The 17,361-nt window shown below is 71.9% G+C and carries 16 protein-coding genes; 7 read left to right on the forward strand and 9 right to left on the reverse strand.

The features are described 5' to 3' along the window. Nucleotides 1-5: 5 nt before the first annotated feature. From BLW09_RS14050 to BLW09_RS14060, 3 genes are all read right to left on the reverse strand, one after another. Complete coding sequence (locus BLW09_RS14050) at nt 6-3,005, reverse strand: alpha-mannosidase (RefSeq protein ID WP_089913948.1); 3,000 nt, start codon at nt 3,003-3,005, stop codon at nt 6-8. A 120-nt stretch (nt 3,006-3,125) separates the two neighbouring features. Continuing rightward, nucleotides 3,126-4,373 carry an ROK family transcriptional regulator gene (locus tag BLW09_RS14055; RefSeq protein ID WP_089913950.1) on the reverse strand — a complete coding sequence of 416 codons (1,248 nt, stop codon included), beginning with the start codon at nt 4,371-4,373 and terminating at the stop codon, nt 3,126-3,128. Between the two features lie 47 nt (nt 4,374-4,420). After that, nucleotides 4,421-5,380 carry a helix-turn-helix transcriptional regulator gene (locus BLW09_RS14060; RefSeq protein ID WP_089913953.1) on the reverse strand — a complete coding sequence of 320 codons (960 nt, stop codon included), beginning with the start codon at nt 5,378-5,380 and terminating at the stop codon, nt 4,421-4,423. Nucleotides 5,381-5,479: 99 nt separating this feature from the next. Between BLW09_RS14060 and BLW09_RS14065 the strand changes: the two genes are divergently transcribed. Continuing rightward, nucleotides 5,480-5,935 (forward strand): VOC family protein, encoded by a 456-nt coding sequence (locus BLW09_RS14065; protein ID WP_089913956.1) that lies wholly within the window; start codon nt 5,480-5,482, stop codon nt 5,933-5,935. A 54-nt stretch (nt 5,936-5,989) separates the two neighbouring features. Here BLW09_RS14065 and BLW09_RS14070 read toward each other — a convergent pair whose 3' ends face one another. Beyond that, on the reverse strand, nt 5,990-6,424 hold the full coding sequence (locus BLW09_RS14070) for a MarR family winged helix-turn-helix transcriptional regulator (RefSeq protein WP_089913959.1): 435 nt from the start codon (nt 6,422-6,424) through the stop codon (nt 5,990-5,992). Between the two features lie 66 nt (nt 6,425-6,490). Here BLW09_RS14070 and BLW09_RS14075 point away from each other — a divergent pair, with 66 nt between their 5' ends. After that, nucleotides 6,491-7,429, forward strand: a complete 939-nt coding sequence (locus BLW09_RS14075; RefSeq protein ID WP_231946862.1) for a quinone oxidoreductase family protein — start codon at nt 6,491-6,493, stop codon at nt 7,427-7,429. 9 nt (nt 7,430-7,438) lie between these two features. On the opposite strand, the gene BLW09_RS14080 is transcribed toward BLW09_RS14075, so the two are convergent. Genes BLW09_RS14080 through BLW09_RS14095 form a run of 4 tightly spaced genes read right to left on the reverse strand, consistent with a single transcriptional unit; the run spans nt 7,439 to nt 11,486 of the window. Continuing rightward, the gene (locus BLW09_RS14080) at nt 7,439-8,494 is read right to left on the reverse strand and encodes a sugar phosphate isomerase/epimerase family protein (protein WP_089913962.1); all 1,056 of its coding nucleotides are present in this window, start codon (nt 8,492-8,494) and stop codon (nt 7,439-7,441) included. Next, nucleotides 8,487-9,656, reverse strand: coding sequence for a Gfo/Idh/MocA family protein (locus BLW09_RS14085; RefSeq protein WP_089913964.1), 1,170 nt, complete (start codon nt 9,654-9,656; stop codon nt 8,487-8,489). Before BLW09_RS14085 ends, BLW09_RS14080 begins: the two co-directional genes overlap by 8 nt. Nucleotides 9,657-9,669: 13 nt before the next feature. Continuing rightward, nucleotides 9,670-10,767 (reverse strand): Gfo/Idh/MocA family protein, encoded by a 1,098-nt coding sequence (locus BLW09_RS14090; RefSeq protein ID WP_089913966.1) that lies wholly within the window; start codon nt 10,765-10,767, stop codon nt 9,670-9,672. Beyond that, nucleotides 10,764-11,486 (reverse strand): sugar phosphate isomerase/epimerase family protein, encoded by a 723-nt coding sequence (locus BLW09_RS14095; protein WP_089913969.1) that lies wholly within the window; start codon nt 11,484-11,486, stop codon nt 10,764-10,766. The genes BLW09_RS14090 and BLW09_RS14095 overlap by 4 nt, the downstream gene beginning before the upstream one ends. Nucleotides 11,487-11,654: 168 nt before the next feature. On the opposite strand from BLW09_RS14095, the gene BLW09_RS14100 reads away from it, so the two are divergent. From BLW09_RS14100 to BLW09_RS14120, 5 genes are all read left to right on the forward strand, one after another. Next, nucleotides 11,655-12,845: an ROK family transcriptional regulator gene (locus BLW09_RS14100; RefSeq protein WP_089913972.1), complete on the forward strand. Its 1,191-nt coding sequence runs from the start codon at nt 11,655-11,657 to the stop codon at nt 12,843-12,845. A gap of 67 nt (nt 12,846-12,912) precedes the next feature. Continuing rightward, the gene (locus BLW09_RS14105) at nt 12,913-14,061 is read left to right on the forward strand and encodes a Gfo/Idh/MocA family protein (RefSeq protein ID WP_089913976.1); all 1,149 of its coding nucleotides are present in this window, start codon (nt 12,913-12,915) and stop codon (nt 14,059-14,061) included. Then, nucleotides 14,058-14,792: a ThuA domain-containing protein gene (locus tag BLW09_RS14110; protein WP_089913979.1), complete on the forward strand. Its 735-nt coding sequence runs from the start codon at nt 14,058-14,060 to the stop codon at nt 14,790-14,792. Before BLW09_RS14105 ends, BLW09_RS14110 begins: the two co-directional genes overlap by 4 nt. A gap of 35 nt (nt 14,793-14,827) precedes the next feature. After that, nucleotides 14,828-15,871 carry a Gfo/Idh/MocA family protein gene (locus BLW09_RS14115; RefSeq protein ID WP_089913982.1) on the forward strand — a complete coding sequence of 348 codons (1,044 nt, stop codon included), beginning with the start codon at nt 14,828-14,830 and terminating at the stop codon, nt 15,869-15,871. Next, nucleotides 15,868-16,698 carry a YqaJ viral recombinase family protein gene (locus tag BLW09_RS14120; protein ID WP_089913985.1) on the forward strand — a complete coding sequence of 277 codons (831 nt, stop codon included), beginning with the start codon at nt 15,868-15,870 and terminating at the stop codon, nt 16,696-16,698. The genes BLW09_RS14115 and BLW09_RS14120 overlap by 4 nt, the downstream gene beginning before the upstream one ends. Here BLW09_RS14120 and BLW09_RS14125 read toward each other — a convergent pair. After that, nucleotides 16,581-17,348 carry a DUF998 domain-containing protein gene (locus tag BLW09_RS14125; RefSeq protein WP_157696946.1) on the reverse strand — a complete coding sequence of 256 codons (768 nt, stop codon included), beginning with the start codon at nt 17,346-17,348 and terminating at the stop codon, nt 16,581-16,583. The genes BLW09_RS14120 and BLW09_RS14125 overlap by 118 nt on opposite strands. Nucleotides 17,349-17,361: the final 13 nt, after the last annotated feature.

The following is a 17,361-nucleotide window of genomic DNA, read 5'->3' on the forward strand; positions in this document are numbered from 1 at the left end:
GCGCGTCACCCGCGGACGAACCGGAGCGTGACGAGCTCGAACGGACGCAGCTGCAGATCGAGCGCGCCGTCGCCGGTCTCCCGCTCCAGCAGATCGGTGCGCAGGATGCGCTCGTACGGGAACGCGGCCGCCAGGGTCGTCGCGCCCCGGGCGCCGAGCGACTCGTACAGCCGGACGACCACGTCGCCCGAGCCGTCCTCGGCCAGCTTGACGGTCTCAACGACGACGCCCGGATCGCTCGACGCGATCAGCGGGTCGACCGGCGCCGCGGCCGGGCGCACGGGGAGGTTGAGCCGGTAGCCGGCTTCGATCGCCGCATCCACCCCGCCGATCACGAGGGAAGTGCGCAGCGTGTGCTCGCCCTGGTCCGCCTCAGGGTCGGGGAAGAGCGGGGCGCGCAGCAGCGTCTGCCGCACCAGCGAGTAGGTGCCGCCTCCGTCGCGCGGGTGGCGGGTGACATCGTGACCATACGTCGAGTCGTTGGCGACGCCGACGCCGAACCCGGGCTCGCCGACGTGGACCCAGCGGTGCGCGCTCGTCTCGAACCGGGCGACATCCCAGCTCGTGTTGGTGTGCGTCGGGCGCTCGATGTGGCCGAACTGGATCTCCGACCGCGCGGACGCGGTGTGCACGTCGACCGGGAAGGCGAGCTTCAGCATCCGCTGGCGCTCGTGCCAGTCGACGTGCGTCTCGATGTCGAGCGCCGGGGAGCCCGCGGCCAGGGTGAGCGTCTGCGTGACGGCGGACGCCCCGAAGCGGCGGACGGTCCGCACGGCGACCGCCTCGGGCGACTCGGACACCACCTCGACGGACTCCGCGCCGGGCAGTTCCTCTCCGGACAGCCGGTATTCGATGTCGACGTCCCAGGCGTCCCACTGCGCGGGGGTGTCGCGGAACAGCTGGAGGATGTTGGCACGCGTTCCCGGAGGCACCGCCTCCCGCCCGGTCTCCGCATCCACCAGCGACGCGATCAGGCCGTCGGCATCCACGACGACGCTCACGCGACCGTTCGAGAGCCGGATGCCGCCACCGTCCCGCTCGATCCGCGCTTCGCCGTCACGCCGGGGCCGTCCGATGCCGCCGGCGGGCACCCCCTCGATCGCGAACGGCGAGGCGTTCGCGACGAGACCGGATGTGACCTGGCCGGCCGCCGCACCGCTCAGCGCGCCGAGCGAGCGGGCGATGATCGCCTCCAGCGACTCCGCCACCCGCGCGTAGTTCTCCACCGCCTGGTCGTGCACCCAGCCGATCGACGACCCGGGCAGGATGTCGTGGAACTGCTGCAGCAGCACCGTCCGCCAGGCGTCGCGCAGCTCCTGCTCCGGGTAGGCCGCCCCGGCACGGACGGCGGCCGTCGTCGCCCAGAGCTCCGCCTCGTGCAGCAGCGCCTCGCTCCGGCGATTGCCGCGCTTGGTCCGTGCCTGCGAGGTGTAGGTGCCGCGGTGGAACTCCAGGTAGAGCTCTCCCACCCACACCGGGGCCGGGTCGAACTCCGCACGCGCCGCCTCGAAGAACGCGGCGGGCGACGCGATGCGCACCGACGGCGACCCTTCGAGGTCCGCGGTCCGCGCTGCGGCGGCGAGCATCTCGCGCGTCGGCCCTCCACCGCCGTCGCCGAAGCCGAACGGCACCAGGGACGTGTTGGCGCGGCCCTTGTCGGCGAAGTTCCGCTCGGCACGGGCCAGCTCCTCGCCGGACAGGATGGCGTTGTAGGTGTCGACGGGCGGGAAGTGCGTGAAGATGCGCGACCCGTCGATGCCCTCCCACGCGAACGTGTGGTGCGGGAACAGGTTCACCTCGTTCCACGAGATCTTCTGGGTGAGGAAGTGGTCCATCCCGGCTTCGCGCGCGATCTGCGGCAGCGCACCCGAGTAGCCGAACGAGTCGGGCAGCCACACCTCGCGCGGCTCGTACCCGAACTCCTCGAGGAAGAACCGCTTGCCCTCGACGAACTGCCGGGCCATCGCCTCCGAGCCGGGCATGTTCGTGTCGGACTCCACCCACATCCCGCCCACCGGGACGAACCGGCCTTCGGCGACCCGGGCACGGATGCGCTCGAACAGTTCCGGATAGAACTGCTTCATCCAGGCGAACTGCTGGGCGGATGAGCAGGCGAACACGAACTGCGGGTCCTGGTCCATCAGATCGAGCACGTTCGAGAAGGTCCGTGCGCACTTGCGGATCGTCTCGCGAACGGGCCACAGCCAGGCCGAGTCGATGTGCGCGTGCCCGACCGCGAACACGCGGTGCGCCGTCGCGGACGCGGGCGAGGCGAGGACTGCGGCGAGCGCCTCCCGCCCCCGTGGCGCGGTCGCGGCGACGTCGAACGGATCGACGGCGGTGACGGCCGCCTCGAGCGCGGCGAACAGCGCCGCGCGGCGGGGCGACGTCTCGGGGAGGACGACCGCCAGACCCTTCGCGGTGAAGATGTCCTGCACCAGCTCCCAGACCTCGCGGTCGCGGTGGACGACATCCACCCGCCGGAGCGTGTAGATCGGGTCCTGCGGTGCGGTCGAGACGCGGCCCATCACGGTCGGCGCGAACGTCCAGTTCGAGCCGACGTCGGGATTGGCGGCGGCCTCGAGGTACAGCTCGAACGACTCTCCCGGCCGGGCCTGCAGGCGGACGTAGGCGTTGTACGGCTCGAGCGCCTTGAGGATCCTGCCCTCGGGCGTCCACACCAGCCCCTCCGCCTGGAACCCCACTTGGCTGCGGGTGAATCCGAGATCGACGAGGAGTTCGACCTCGTCCGCCGATGCGTCCCAGTCGGCCGGGACGGCGCCGGTCACCCGGAACCACACGGTCCCCCACGGACGGCCCCACGCCTGCCCGGCCGAGAAGGGCCGGAAATCGCCGGCGATGGCCTCCGCGAAGGGCACCGGCTCGCCCGGCACCTCCCACGCCTCGATCGAGGCGGGGACGGCCGCGCGCTCGAGGGCGGGCGTGAGGCGCTCCCGGACGAACCGGTCGATGCGCATCTCGGCGAGCTGGTTCTGCTGGTACACCGGTTCTCCTTGCGTGAGAGGCCGCCGACCCGATGACCGGCTGACTAATTTATAAAACAATTTGATTTATGGGCGCAAGAGAGGCGCGGAGATCTCCGCCGACCGGAGGCATCCGCTGCGCTACCGCAGGATGGAGCGCGGTGAGAATGTGCCGTCGAGGACGAGGGCGGCCGCCCCGACCGCCGCGACATCGTCGCCGATCGCGCTGCCGGCGATCGCGACGCCGTGGGTCAGGACCCCGGTGTCGAGCTCGGCCAGCCGCCCCGGCAGCTGATCGAGGTAGCGCGGCGCGACGCGTGCCCACGACGGGCCGCCGAAGACCACGCGGTCGAGGTCGAGCAGGGCCGACAGATTGGATGCGAAGAAGGCCGAATGGCGGATGCTCCTGTCGACGATCTCCTGCGCTCCCGCATCCCCGGCCTCCGCGGCGGCCGCGAGCTCGGAGAACAGCCGGTCGACGGTCTCCACATCGAGGCGGAGATCCTCGCCCTGCACGACGCTCGTGCCCGGGGGCGGCGTGAGGACGCCCGACCACAGTCCCTGCATGACCAGCCGGTACGGGCGGACGGACTCGCCGTAGCATCCCCGCCGCCCGCACGAACAGCGCACGCCCTCCGGATCCACGAGCGTGTGCCCGACGTCCCCGGCGTTGTCGCTGGACCCGGTGTAGACCTCTCCGCCCAGCACCAGACCGACGCCGACGCCGGTGCCGTAGTAGACGAACGCGTAGTCCTGCGAGGCCCCCGCCGGATCCCGCCACCGCTCGGCGACGGCCGCGCAGGTGACGTCCTTCGCGACCAGGCAGGGCAGTCCCGTGGCCTGCGCCAGCTCATCCCGCAGGGGAAGGTCGTTCCAGCCAGGAGCCAGCGGAGGGCGGATCACCACTCCCCGCTCGGCGTCGATGGGCCCGGGTGCGGCGACCCCGACGCCGATCACCCGCTCCGGGTCGACGCCCGGCGTCTGCAGCACCTCGCGGATCGCATCCACAGCTGCCGCGAGCGTCGCGGCGGCGTCCCCGTCCGGTGGGGAGGGACGGTGCGCCTGGGCGACCACCGCTCCCGCGAGGTCGAGGAGCACGCAGGCGATCACCGTCGGGTCCAGGTGGACTCCGATCGCATGGGCCCCGGCCGGCTCCAGGCGCAGGATGGTGCGCGGCTTTCCCGGACTCCCCTCGCTGCGCGTTCCGGCCTCGCGGATGAACCCCCGATCGAGGAGGCGGCGGGTCACGTTCGTCACGGTCTGCGCGGAGAGGCCGGTGCGGGCGGCGAGCTCGACGCGACTGAAGCCGTCCGGGGATCGCCGGACGGCATCCAGCACCACCGTCTCGTTGAACGCCGCGATGGCGGGGAGGTTGGCTCCTCTGGCCACAGCTGCTCCGTTCGCCCATCGGTCTGTTCGGTGAGTACTGAGGATACCTACTGCGCCTGCCGTCCACGCGCGCGCCCGAGACGGTCGGAGAGCACCGCGGCAGCGTCGGCGAGCGCCGGAGGCCCGACGATCTCGAACGACGCGTCGAACCGCGCGAGAGACGCCAGCAGGCCGATCCACGACCAGGAGCCGAGCACCAGACGCGTCGTGCCGTCGCCGCGGTCGTGGATCTCGCCGTCCGTCACCCAGGGGATGACGTCACGCGCAGGGAGGTCGATGACGACTTCTCCGACACATGGCCAGCCGCCTCCATCGCTGCCGTCGCCGCCGGTGAAGCGCGCCGCAACATACGACACCGCGTCACCGGTGGGGATGTCGCGCGGCTGGAACAGCGGGCCGGCCGGGGTGCGCGGCGCCAGCCGGTCGAGCCGGAACAGCCTCCAGTCGTCCCGGTCGAGGTCCCAGGCCACCAGGTACCAGCGGGCGTCGCGCGCAACAAGGCCGTGCGGCTCGGTGCGACGGGGCGCCCCCTCCGAGCCGGCGTAGTCGAACCGGAGCACCTTCCTCCCGTGGACGGCGTCGCTGACCACGCCCAGCACCGCAGGATCGACCGCCGGCCCCGCGATGGGCCGCTCGAAGCGGATGCCGTCGACGCGGTGCCGGAGGTGGGACGGCATCACCTGGCGGACGGTCGCGAGCGCCCGGGCGGCCGCCTCCTCGATCCCCGCCCCGGATGCCCCGGCGTTCTGCAGAGCGATGGACAGGGCGACCGCCTGGTCCTCGTCGAACAGCAGCGGAGGGAGCTCCGACCCCGCCGCCAGCCGGTACCCGCCGTCCGGGCCTTTGAGCGCGTCGATCCGGTAGCCCAGCTCACGGAGGCGGTCCACGTCCCGCCGCACGGTCCGGGTGCTGACGTCGAGGCGGTCGGCGAGCGCCTGTCCACCCCAGTCCCGCCGCGCCTGGAGCAGCGAGAGCATCGTGAGCATGCGCGACGACGGTGCGTTCATGATTCGATTCTCGTCGCAGTAGCGGACCATAACTGTCCGCTACCCCTGCGAGCCTGGCAGCGCCGGGAGAAGCCCGGCGCAACGACGAGAGGCACAGTCATGAGCATCACCACCACCACGCACCTCAATTTCCGCGACGGCGAGGCCCGAGCCGCCCTCGACTTCTACGCCGCTGCGTTCGGCGGCGCGGTCACCGCCGCGACGTATGCCGATTTCGGCATGCCCGCCGAGCTGCCCGGCGCGCAGTGGATCGTGTTCGGCCAGGTCGTCTCCCCGGAGGGGTTCCGGGTGATGGCCTACGACGTGCCGGGCGCCGGTGACCAGGTCGCAGCCCGGCCGGTGCCGGAGACGCGACGCGAGAACGGGATGACCATCACCGATCAGCCCTCCTTCGTCTCCGCACGCGCCGACTCCCTCGAGGAGCTGACCGGGTACTGGGAGCGGCTCTCCGACGGCGCCGCGGTCGTGGAACCGCTGGCCGCCTCCGCCTGGTCGGCCGGGTTCGGGATGCTGACGGACCGCTTCGGCGTCACCTGGGTGCTCGACGTGGCGTGAGACGGGCGGCCGTCGCCGGCCCGCGCGACCCACAGGCCCGTTTTCGCCGCGGTGTCAGCGACGGCCGCCCAGCACCGCATCCAGGAGCTCGGCCAGCCGCACGCGCTCCCCCTCGTCCAGGTCCGCGAGGAGGGGTGCGATGCCGTCACGGATCGCCGCGGCTCCCGCTCCGGCCAGCTCCTGACCGGCCGGGGTGAGTCCGACGCGGGCGGAGCGGCGGTCGGCCGTGTCCCGGACGCGGGTCACGAGACCCCGCTGGTTCGCGCGGTCGATCAGCCCGGACACCGACGAGCGGTCCACGCCGAGGTGTGCGGCGAGCTCGGACATGGTGGGCTCCCGGTCGCGCAGGATCGCGAGCACCCGCAGCTGAGTGAGCGAGAGGTCGTTCTCCGCCGCGATACGACTGACAACCCCGATGACCTCGAACGCCGTCTGCACGAGCGCGTCGAGGAGGGGTTCGGGGATGTGGTCACGCGGGGACGTTGACATGGGGCTAGCGTAGCGCATTAGTTGGGATTACCATTCATTTGATTGGTAATCCCAACTATTGGAGTCATGATGAAAGCAGCCCTCGTCACCGAGTTCGGCGCCTCCCCTCGCTACCAGGACGTCGAGGAGCCGACGGCGGCCCGACCCGGCCAGGCCGTGGTCGACGTCCTCGCGGCGGCCCTCTCGCCCCGCGTTCGATCCCAGGCAGCAGGCAGCCACTACACCAGCACCGGCGAACTGCCGCTGATCCCCGGCATCGACGGGGTCGGCCGAACGCCCGACGGTGCGCTGCGGTACTTCCTCCTCCCGGACACCGCGAAGGGGGCGATGGCGGAGCGGACGGTCGTGGACCTGCAGCGCAGCGTCGTCGTGCCGCCCGATAGCGATCCCGTGCAGTTGGCGGCCGTGATGAATCCCGCCATGTCGTCGTGGATCGCGCTGCGCCGGCGTGCCCGGCTGCACGCGGGTCAGAGCGTGCTGGTCCTCGGCGCGACCGGGAACGCCGGCGGGCTCGCTGTGCAGGTCGCGCGGCGGTTGGGCGGGGCGCATGTGGTTGCGGCCGGACGGGATTCGGGCCGGCTGGCGGACTCGGGCGCGGATGTCATCGTCGAACTGGATGATGCCGAGGCGCTGGGTCGCGCGGCGAGCGAGGTCGATGTGGTGCTGGACTACCTGTGGGGTCGGCCGACGGCCGACGCCCTGCGTGCTGTCGTCCCCCGTCGCGCACGCGACGACCAGCCGCTCACCTGGGTGCAGATCGGCTCGGTCGCCGGGCCGGAGTCGCCGATCCCGTCGGCGGCGCTCCGTGCCGTCGATCTCCGGATCGTCGGCAGCGGCCAGGGGTCGGTGAGGACGGACACGATCGTCGCGGAGCTCTCGGACCTGGCCGTCGAGGTCGCGTCCGGAGCGTTCGTCACCGCAGCGCGTGCGGTCCCGCTCTCCCGGGTGGAGCAGGCGTGGGACGAGGCGGCCACGACCCGCGACCGCCTCGTCCTCGTTCCGTGAACGCCGTACTCAGTCCTGGTTGCTGAACGCCGCGTCGAAGGAGGCGGTCGGCTGCTTCCAGAGCAGGGAGCGGATGTAGCCGACGGCCTCCTTGGCGCCGTGCAGCCGGTCCATCCCCGCGTCCTCCCACTCGATCGAGATCGGGCCGGTGTAACCGATGGACTCGAGCGCCCGGAAGGCGTCCTCCCACGGCACGTCGCCGTGGCCGGTGGAGACGAAGTCCCAGCCGCGCCGCGGGTCGCCCCACGAGAGGTGCGAGCCGAGCACACCGGCGCGGCCGTTCTTCGGCCGCAGGCGGGTGTCCTTGCAGTCCACGTGGTAGATGCGGTCCTGGAAGTCGATGATGAACCCGACGGGGTCGATGTCCTGCCACATCATGTGCGACGGGTCCCAGTTGAAGCCGAAGGCCTCGCGGTGGTCGATCGCCTCGAGGGATCGGACGCTCGTCCAGTAGTCGTACGCGATCTCGGACGGGTGCACCTCGTGCGCGAACCGGACGCCCTCGCCGTCGAACACGTCGAGGATGGGGTTCCAGCGGTCGGCGAAGTCCTGGTAGCCGCGGTCGAACACCTCGGCCGGCACGGGCGGGAACTGCGCGACGTAGGGCCAGATGCTCGAACCGGTGAACCCGACGACCGTGTCGACGCCGAGCTTGCGGGCGACCTTCGCCGTGAGCTTGAGCTCCTCCGCGGCGCGCTGGCGCACGCCCTCCGGGTCGCCGTCGCCCCACACCTTCGAGCCGACGATCGCCTGGTGGCGGAAGTCGATCGGATCGTCGCAGACCGCCTGGCCCTTCAGGTGGTTGGAGATGGCCCAGACCTTGAGGCCGTAGCGGTCGAGGATGTCGAGGCGGCCCTGCAGGTACGCGTCGTCTTCGGCGGCGCGCCACACATCGAGGTGTTCGCCCGAGCACGCGATCTCGAGGCCGTCATAGCCCCACTCGCTCGCGTACCTGGCCACCTCCTCGAGAGTGAGGTCGGCCCACTGGCCGGTGAAGAGGGTGACCGGGTGCGTCCGGCCCGACTCGGTGGTCTCCGGGCCGCCTGCACTGGTGGCGTCAGTCATTGTTCGTTCCCATCTCGATCCAGGTGCCCGACTCGGCCGAGTCGATCACCGCGTCGGTGACCCGTACGGCGCGGAGGCCGTCGGTGAAGCGCGGAAGGCCGTCGGGGTTCTCCCCCGCGACCGCCGCGTAGCTGTCGGCGACGAACGCGTTGAACGCGTCCTGATAGCCCTGCGGGTGCCCGGAGGGCACGACGCAGAGGCGTGCGGCGTCTTCGCTGAGCTGGTCGGCGTCGCGCGGGATGATCAGGCTTCCCTTCCGCCGCCCCACCCACAGCGTCTCCGGCTGCTCCTGGTCGAAGGCGACGCTTTCGACGCTTCCGGCGATCTCGAGCCAGAGACGGTTCTTGCGACCGGGAGCGACCTGCGACACCAGCAGCGTGCCGAGCGCCCCGGAACGCGTCTCGACCACAACGGCGACGGCGTCCTCCGTCGTGATCGCCGCGTGCGACGCCCGCTCGGAGAAGACGGTGCGCTTGGTGGCGGACACCCGGCTCACACGGTCGCCGCTGACGAACTCGACCAGGTCGACGAGGTGCGACCCGATGTCGGCGAAGGCCCGGGACCGGCCGCCCTGCGCCGCATCCACACGCCAGTTGTCGTCGCCGGACCCCAGGAGCCAGTCCTGCAGGTAGGAGGCGTTGATGCTCAGCACGCGCCCGGCCTCGCCGGAGGCGAACCGCGCGCGGGCCTCCCGCACGAGCGGGTGGAAGCGATAGACGAACGGGACCGTCGCCGTGCGGCCCTCCGCTGCGGCCACCAGGCGCTCCGCGTCGGCGACCGAGGTGGCGAGCGGCTTCTCGCAGACGACGTCCTTGCCCGCGGCCAGCACCGCCGCGGCCTGCTCCGCATGGAGCGCATTGGGTGTGGTCACGTGCACGACGTCGATCGTCTCGTCGACGAGCAGCTCGTCGAGCGTTCCGTAGGAACGGCCGATGCCCAGCCGCTCGGCGGCGGCCGCCGAGCGCTCCGGGGTCGACGAGACGATGCCCGCGATGTCCGCGCGCGCGGCACGGGCCGCACGCGAGTGCACCTCCGCCATGAAACCGCCGCCGACGATGGCGACCCGGAGCCGCGCTCCTGCCGTACCGCCGTCACGCCGGGTGAGCCCCCCCGTGGTCGCTGCTCCGCCGCCCGATGCGCCGGCCAGGTCTCCGTACGTCATCGCTCGGCCCCCATCACGCCAGGGTCGCCGCTCGCGGGTCCCAGTCCTCCGGGAGAGCCGGCGCCACGTTCACCGTGCTCTCGACCTCGACCGGGGTGCGGGACTCCCCCGCCTCGATGGTCGAGACCATGATGTCGAGCACGTGATACGCCTGCTCACCGGATGCGCGCTCCGGAACACCCGCGCGGATGGCCCGCGCGAGCTCCACCACGCCGATGCCGCGGGAGTCGGTCGTCCCGGTCGAGGGGAACGTCTCGATGCCGTCGCTTCCGTGGACGAGCAGCTCGCCCTCGAAGGTGTTGGGATCGGGCACCACGAGGGTGCCGTCGACGCCGGCCACCTCGAACTGCGTGCGGCCCAGCTTGGAGTCGAAGCTGAACACGGCCTGCGCCGTCTGCCCGCTCTCGAACTCGTAGAGGGCGCTGACGTGCGTCGGCACGGTGACGGCGAACTCCTCGCCCGCGCGCGGGCCCGAGCCGATGACCCGGGTCTCGCGGGCGCGGGAGGCGCTGGCGCTCACCCGGGCGACCGGCCCGAACATCTGCACGAGGGCCGTGAGGTAATAGGGGCCGATGTCGAACAGCGGGCCGGCACCCTCCTGGAACAGGAAGTCGGGGTTGGGGTGCCACGACTCCGGGCCGGGGCTCTGCATGAGCGTCAGCGCGGTCAGCGGCGCGCCGATGTCGCCGTTCTCGATCAGGCGGCGAGCCGACTGGATGCCGGAGCCGAGGAACGTGTCCGGCGCGGTGGCCACGCGGAGTCCGGCGGCGTGCGCCGCGTCGAGCAGCTCGCGGCCGCTGGCGCGGTCGAGGGCGAAGGGCTTCTCGCTCCACACGTTCTTGCCCGCGGCGAGCGCCTGCAGCGCCACCTCGACGTGCACCTTGGGGATCGTCAGGTTCACGACGATCTCGATGGCCTCGTCGGCGAGCAGCTCCTCGACCGTGCCGGAACCGGGAACACCGAACTTGTCGGCCTGCGCCCTGGCGCGGTCGAGGTCGATGTCGGCGACGAAACGCACATCCAGGTCGGGGAAGGAGGTGAGGTTCTCCAGATACTGGTTGCTGATCACACCGGCGCCGATGACGCCGACGCCCACGCGCCCGCCGCTCATGCGAGACCCTTGGCGGTCAGGAAGGCGAAGCTGTCCGCGACGGCCTGGAAGCGGTCTCCGCGGGAGTCGTCGAGCTCGATGACGCGGAGCGCGTCGGGCGCGGCTGCGATGATCTGCTCGATCGGGAGCGAGCCCTGGCCGACGGCGACCTGGTCCTTCGTCTCGGTGGTGCCCGGGCCGTCCTTGATGTGGAGGGCGACGACGCGGTCGCCGAGGGTGGGGAGGAGCGCGACGGGGTCGACGCCGCCGACGGCCACCCAGTAGGTGTCGACCTCGAGGACGACCTCCGGGGCGAGCTTGCCGGCGAAGAACTCCAGCGCGGTCACACCCTCGATCCTGCTTTCGAGCTCGTGCGCGTGGTTGTGGTACCCGACGCGCACGCCGTGGCGTGCGGCGACCTCGGCGGCGGCGTTGAGCTGCTCGGCGATCTGCGCCACGTCGGCGGCGGTCTGCCAGCGCTCCGGTGCGACGAACGGGTCGATCACCGTCTCGACGCCCAGCTCCTTCGCGGCGCCGAACACCTCGTCGAGGTCGCCGCCGATGAAGCCCTGGTGGGTGGTCGGAGCGGACAGGCCGGCCTCGGCCAGCCCCTCGCGGAGCGCGTCACCGAAGGTGAGGAACGCGAAGGGCTCGACCTGCGTGAACCCGATGTCGGCGATCCGCTTGAGGGTACCGACCGTGTCCTCGGTCAGGAGCTCCCGGACCGTGTACAGCTGCACGGAGACTTTTGACGTCGACACTGTTCTCCTCGTCGAGTTCATGGAAGTGGAAGGGCGCCGGATGGCGTGGCTCCATTCAAGCCGCACTTCTGCCGGATGTCAATCAAAAGTCGACCGATCGCGGACGACCTTTGAGCAGTCCACCGGCACTGTGGTTCAATACCCTCTATGACCGACAGCGCGCGAGACTCGGTGCTCGTCGCCGCAGACGCCGCGGAGCTGCTGGCGATCCTGCGCGACGGCATCCCCCGGACGCGCGCGCAGCTGGCCGAGCTGACCGGGATGGCGCGGTCGACCATCGCCTCCCGGATCGACACCCTCACCGCGGCGGGCCTCGTCGCCCCGGCGGGCGACGACGTCTCGTCCGGCGGCCGGCCGCCGTCGCGCATCCGGTTCAACCCGGAGTCGCGCGTCGTCGTCGCGATCGACCTCGGTGCGACCCACGGGGTCGTCGCGCTGGCCGATCTCGCCGGGAACATCACGGCCAGCGTCTCCCGCCGGCTCGACATCGCCGACGGTCCGCAGCCCGTGCTCGACTGGGCGATGGAGACGGCGTCCGAGCTCTATGTGGCCAGCGGGCGTCAGCCGGAGGAGCTGATCGGCGTCGGCGTCGGCGTGCCTGGCCCGGTCGAGCACTCGACCGGCCTGCCGGTGAACCCGCCCATCATGCCCGGCTGGGACCGCTTCGACATCCCCGCGTACATCCGTCGCGTCTTCGACGTGCCCGTGCTCGTCGACAACGACGTCAACCTCCTCGCCCTGGGCGAGCAGGCCCTGATGTGGCCGGACGAGACCGACCTCCTGTTCATCAAGGTCGCCACCGGCGTCGGCGCCGGGATCATCAGCGGCGGGCGCCTGCAGCGCGGGGCGCTCGGATCGGCCGGCGACCTCGGGCACGTCCGGGTGCCGTTCGGCAGCGACACCCCCAGCCACGGAGAGCAGGATGCGGACCTCGAGTCGCTGGTGAGCGGTCCTGCGATCGCACGGGCACTCTCCGAGGCCGGTCTGCCCGCGGAGACCAGCGACGACGTCGTCGCTCTGGCGCGCACCGGCAACCCGGCCGTCCAGAACGCGATCCGCCAGGCCGGACGCGACCTGGGCGCGGTCGTCGCCACGTGCGTCAACCTGCTCAACCCGTCGATGATCGTCGTCGGCGGCAGTCTCTCCCGCGTCGGCGAGCAGCTCCTCGCCGGGATGCGCGAGGTCGTCTACCAGCGGTCCACCCCGCTGGCGACGCAGCATCTGACCATCACCCAGTCGCGCTCCGGCGAGACCGGCGGCGCGATCGGAGCGGCCATCATGGTCATCCAGCGCGCGCTCGATCCCGACGCGGGCACACCCCGCTCCCTCTTCCGCTGACGCCACCTGCGGACCCCCACCGCACATCAACAACATCGAATCGATTCGAACCCCTGAAAGGAGTGCCGTGAGCACCCAGAGCGAACCCCTCGACCGCCCCCTCCGCGCCGGAGTGGTCGGCCTCGGCTGGGCCGGCCAGCAGCACATGGCGGCCTACTCGGCCCTTCCCGGCGTGGAGCTGGTCGCCATCGCCGGAATGGAGGACGGCCCGCGCGCCGAACTCGGCGAGCAGTACGGTATCACGCGCCTGCACCGCGACTGGCAGGACCTGGTGGCCGAGGGCGACCTCGACGTCGTCAGCGTCGCCGTCCCCACCTTCCTGCACGCGCCGATCGCCGTCGGGGCGCTCGACGCGGGCATCCACGTGCTCAGCGAGAAGCCGATCGCCCGCACCGCGGCCGAGGCGCAGACCATGGTGGATGCGGCCCACCGTGCCGGCCGTGTGCTGGAGGTGGCGTTCAACCACCGCCGCCGCGGAGACATCGAGGCCCTCAAGGCCGCGATCGACGACGGCAAGATCGGCCGGCCGTATCACGCGCGCGCGACCTGGCTGCGACGAGCCGGCATCCCGGCGCTCGGAAGCTGGTTCACCAACCGCGAGATGGCCGGCGGCGGCCCGCTGATCGACATCGGCGTGCACGTGCTCGACTACGCCCTCCACCTGTTCGGCGAGCCGCGCGTCGTCGCCGTCTCGGCCGTCACCCACTCCGAACTCGGCGTCCGTGGCCGGGGCGGCGCCGCCGCCTCCAAGCAGCACGTCGGCTCGGAGTACGAGGTCGAGGACCTGGCCAGCCTGCTGCTCCGGCTCGAGGGCGGCGGCTCGATCGTCATCGAGACCAGCTGGGCGGCGTACCGTCCGGCCGGCGACGAGTTCGGCATCACGCTGTACGGCACGGAAGGCGGCGCGGACCTGCGCGTCGTCGACTACGCCCCGTCCGGCGAGCTGACCATCTTCACCGGCGACGGCGAGCAGAGCGAGGACATCAGCGTCACCGCCGATCCCGGCCGCGGTCACCTGGCGGTGGTCGAGACCTTCCTCGAGCACGTCGCCGACCCGGCGAACTGGTCGAACTGGGACGGCTCGCTCGCCCTCGACCGCGCGCGCGTCATCGACGCCGCCTACGAGTCGGCCCGCATCGGCGCGGAGGTGCGGCTCGCTCCAGCGACCGGCGCCGCGACCGCCTCGGCCGACACCGCCCTGACGAAAGGAGCATGACCATGACACTGCGCGTCACCGTCTGGAACGAGGGCGTCCATGAGGCGACCCAGCCCGAGATCGCCGCGATCTACCCGCACGGCATCCACGGGGCGATCGCGGAGGGGCTGTCGGAGCTGCTCGGCGACGAGGTCGCCGTCCGCACCGCCACTCTCGACGATCCCGAGCACGGGCTCGGCGAGCAGGCGCTCGCGGAGACCGACGTGCTGCTGTGGTGGGGCCACATCGCGCACGACCGCGTCTCCGACGAGGTCGTGGAGCGCGTCCGGCAGCACGTCCTCGGCGGGATGGGGCTCATCGTCCTCCACTCCGGCCACTTCTCGAAGATCTTCATCCGGATGCTCGGGACGACCTGCTCCCTGCGCTGGCGCAACCCCGAGGGCGGCGAGCGCGAGCTCGTCTGGAACGTCAACCCGACGCATCCCATCGCCGCCGGCGTCGAGCAGCCGATCGTGATCGACGCGCAGGAGATGTACGGGGAGTTCTTCGACATCCCCACGCCCGACGATCTGGTGTTCATCAGCTCCTTCACCGGCGGGGAGGTGTTCCGCTCCGGCGTGACCTTCACGCGCGGTCGCGGCAAGATCTTCTACTTCAGCCCCGGCGACCAGGAGTACCCGGTGTACTTCCACCCGCAGGTGCGCCGCGTGCTCGCCAACGGCGTGCGGTGGGCGGCGCCGGTGACGGGGGCACGCCAGGCGCCCGAGGTGTCGAACCCCCAGCCGGTCTAGGCCGAGCACCCCCGACCGAGACGAGGAGCCCGACCATGACCGACGCCCTGTCAACGCTTCCGCTGCCGCGGCACCCCGATCCCGCCGACGCCCCTCCGCTGCGGTGGGGTGTGCTCGGCCCCGGCGCGATCGCAGCCGACTTCACCGACGCGCTGCACCGGCACACCCGCCAGCGGGTGGTGGCCGCGGGGTCGCGCTCGGCGGAGCGGGCGCAGGCGTTCGCCGACGCGCACGACGTCGACCGGTCGTACAGCTCGTACGAGGAGCTCGTGGCCGATCCGGACGTCGAGGTCGTCTACATCGCCACACCGCACAGTGAGCACCTCGAGCACGCTCTGCTCGCGATCGCGGCGGGCAAGCACGTCCTGATCGAGAAGCCGATGGCCGTCACCGCCGGCCAGGCCGGACGGATCGTCGCGGCGGCACGCAAGGCGGGTGTGTTCGCGATGGAGGCGATGTGGACGCGCTACCTGCCGCAGACCGACATCGTGCGTCAGCTGCTGGAGGACGGCGCCCTCGGCGACGTCCGGGTCGTCACAGCGGACTTCGGCGGCCGGGCCGCTTTCGATCCATCGAGCCGGCTGTGGAATCCCGCTCTGGCGGGCGGGGCGCTGCTCGACCTCGGCGTGTACACGGTGTCGTGGGCCTCGTTCGCACTCGGCGCCCCCGCGGGGATCATCGCGTCCGGCACCCTCGCCGAGACCGGGGTGGACGAGCAGGCCGCTCTGGTGCTGTCGTCCGCCGGCGGCGGCCAGGCGCTGCTGAGCACCACCCTGCTGGCGGGAACGCCGTCGCTCGCGACCATCAGCGGCAGCGCGGGCCGTGTCGAGACGGACAGCCCGTTCTGGGGCCCCAGCGGCCTGCGGGTCTTCCGCGGCGACGGCACCCTGGCCGCCCACTGGCGCGACCCGTACGGCCGCCCCCACCGCGACGGCATGTCGTACGAGGCCGCTGCGCTCGCCCGGTTCGTCGCAGAGGGGCGGACGGAGTCCCCGCTCCATCCGCTCGCCGAGGCGGTCGACACGCTGGCGACGATCGACGAAGCGCGGAGGCAACTCGGGGCGACGCGCGTGGAGTGACAGCGAGCGTCGGCCCGACGCGGCACAATGGACAGGTGCTCGACTCCGCTCCGTACCGCACCGCCGACCTGTACCGGCCGGGCGTCCTCGCGGATCTGAGCCCGGCGCGACCCGCTCCCGTCCCGGTGGTCCCGGCCGTGCCCGGCCAGACGGGGCACCTGGCCCGGGTGGTGGCCAGCTCCAGCGACCGGGTCGGCTGGCTGCGGGCGCGCAGCCGCGGCATCACCGCCACCGACGTCGCCAAGCTGTCGAGCCCGCGCTCGATTCGCGCCGCCGCCTACGACAAGCTCCACGGCACGGGCTTCAGCGGGAACGTCTTCACGCAGCACGGCCGTTCCCGGGAACCCGAGATCGCCGCGTGGGTCGCTGCGACGCACGGCATCGAGCCCTCCGACCTCCTGTTCCACGCCGAGCGCGACCGTCGCCATCTCGCCACTCCGGACGGCCTGATCGCCCGGACCGGCGGCCGGATCGAGCTGGCCGAGATCAAGACGACGAACAAGCCGTTCCGCAGCATCCCCCGGCCCTACCTCCGTCAGATCTGGTGGCAGCAGTACGTGCTCGGCGCCGAGCGCACGCTCTTCGTGTGGGAGCAGCACGACGGCTTCGTCCCGCTCCGCGACGAGCCGGAGTGCCGCTGGGTCGACCGCGACGATGCCGAGATCGCGAAGCTGGTCGCCCTCGCGGCCGACCTCATCGAGGTCCTGCGTCAGGCGACCTCTGCTCCGGCGCCGACGCCGGTGCCCGTCGCGGCCGACGGCGCCAGGTCCGTCGCATCCGCTGCATCCTCCACTCCGACGGGGATGCGGGTCAGCGCCACCGCGTAGACCGCGATCCACGCGACGGCGACCGTCGTGCCGATCAGTTCGAGCCACGCGCCGACATCGGCGCCGACCCGGACGATGGCGAGCAGTCCGCCCACGATCGTGATGGCCGCGACCGCGCCGCAGCTGAGCCGCGACAGACGCGACAGACGCGGGAGCTTCCGGCTGAATCCCACCTGCAGCATGGCGAAGCAGGCCGCGGCGAAGCCGAGCACCGCGGACACCGTGTGCACCAGATCCTGCACGGTCGACTTCGGGTCGACGATCGGCACGGGGCAGTAGGCCGTGCAGGTGACCTGCGACGCGAGCACGAAGCACACCGCGGCGAATCCCAGCGTCATCGCCGGCGCCCACCGGTCGAGCACCCGCGCCGACGACCGCACGTGGCCGCTGGCGACGGCGATCGCGAACCCGCCGCCGGCGATCAGCAGCAGAGCGACGGCGAAGGCGCCGGACGTCGCCGCGCCCTTCGCGCCCAGTTCGCTCACGTAGACCGGGTACGGCACGGTCAGCCGTGCCGCCCAGATGACCGTCAGCCCACCCAGGACGCAGAGGGTTCCGATGCCGAGCAGGATGGGGACGGCGCGCTGCCAGCCGCGTGCGAGGACAGGAACGGCGAACGGCTCCCGGGCGATCCGCAGCAGTCGTCGCACCTGTCGCTCCTCG

Source organism: Leifsonia sp. 21MFCrub1.1 (assembly GCF_900107895.1).
GTDB classification, from domain to species: domain Bacteria; phylum Actinomycetota; class Actinomycetes; order Actinomycetales; family Microbacteriaceae; genus Leifsonia; species Leifsonia soli.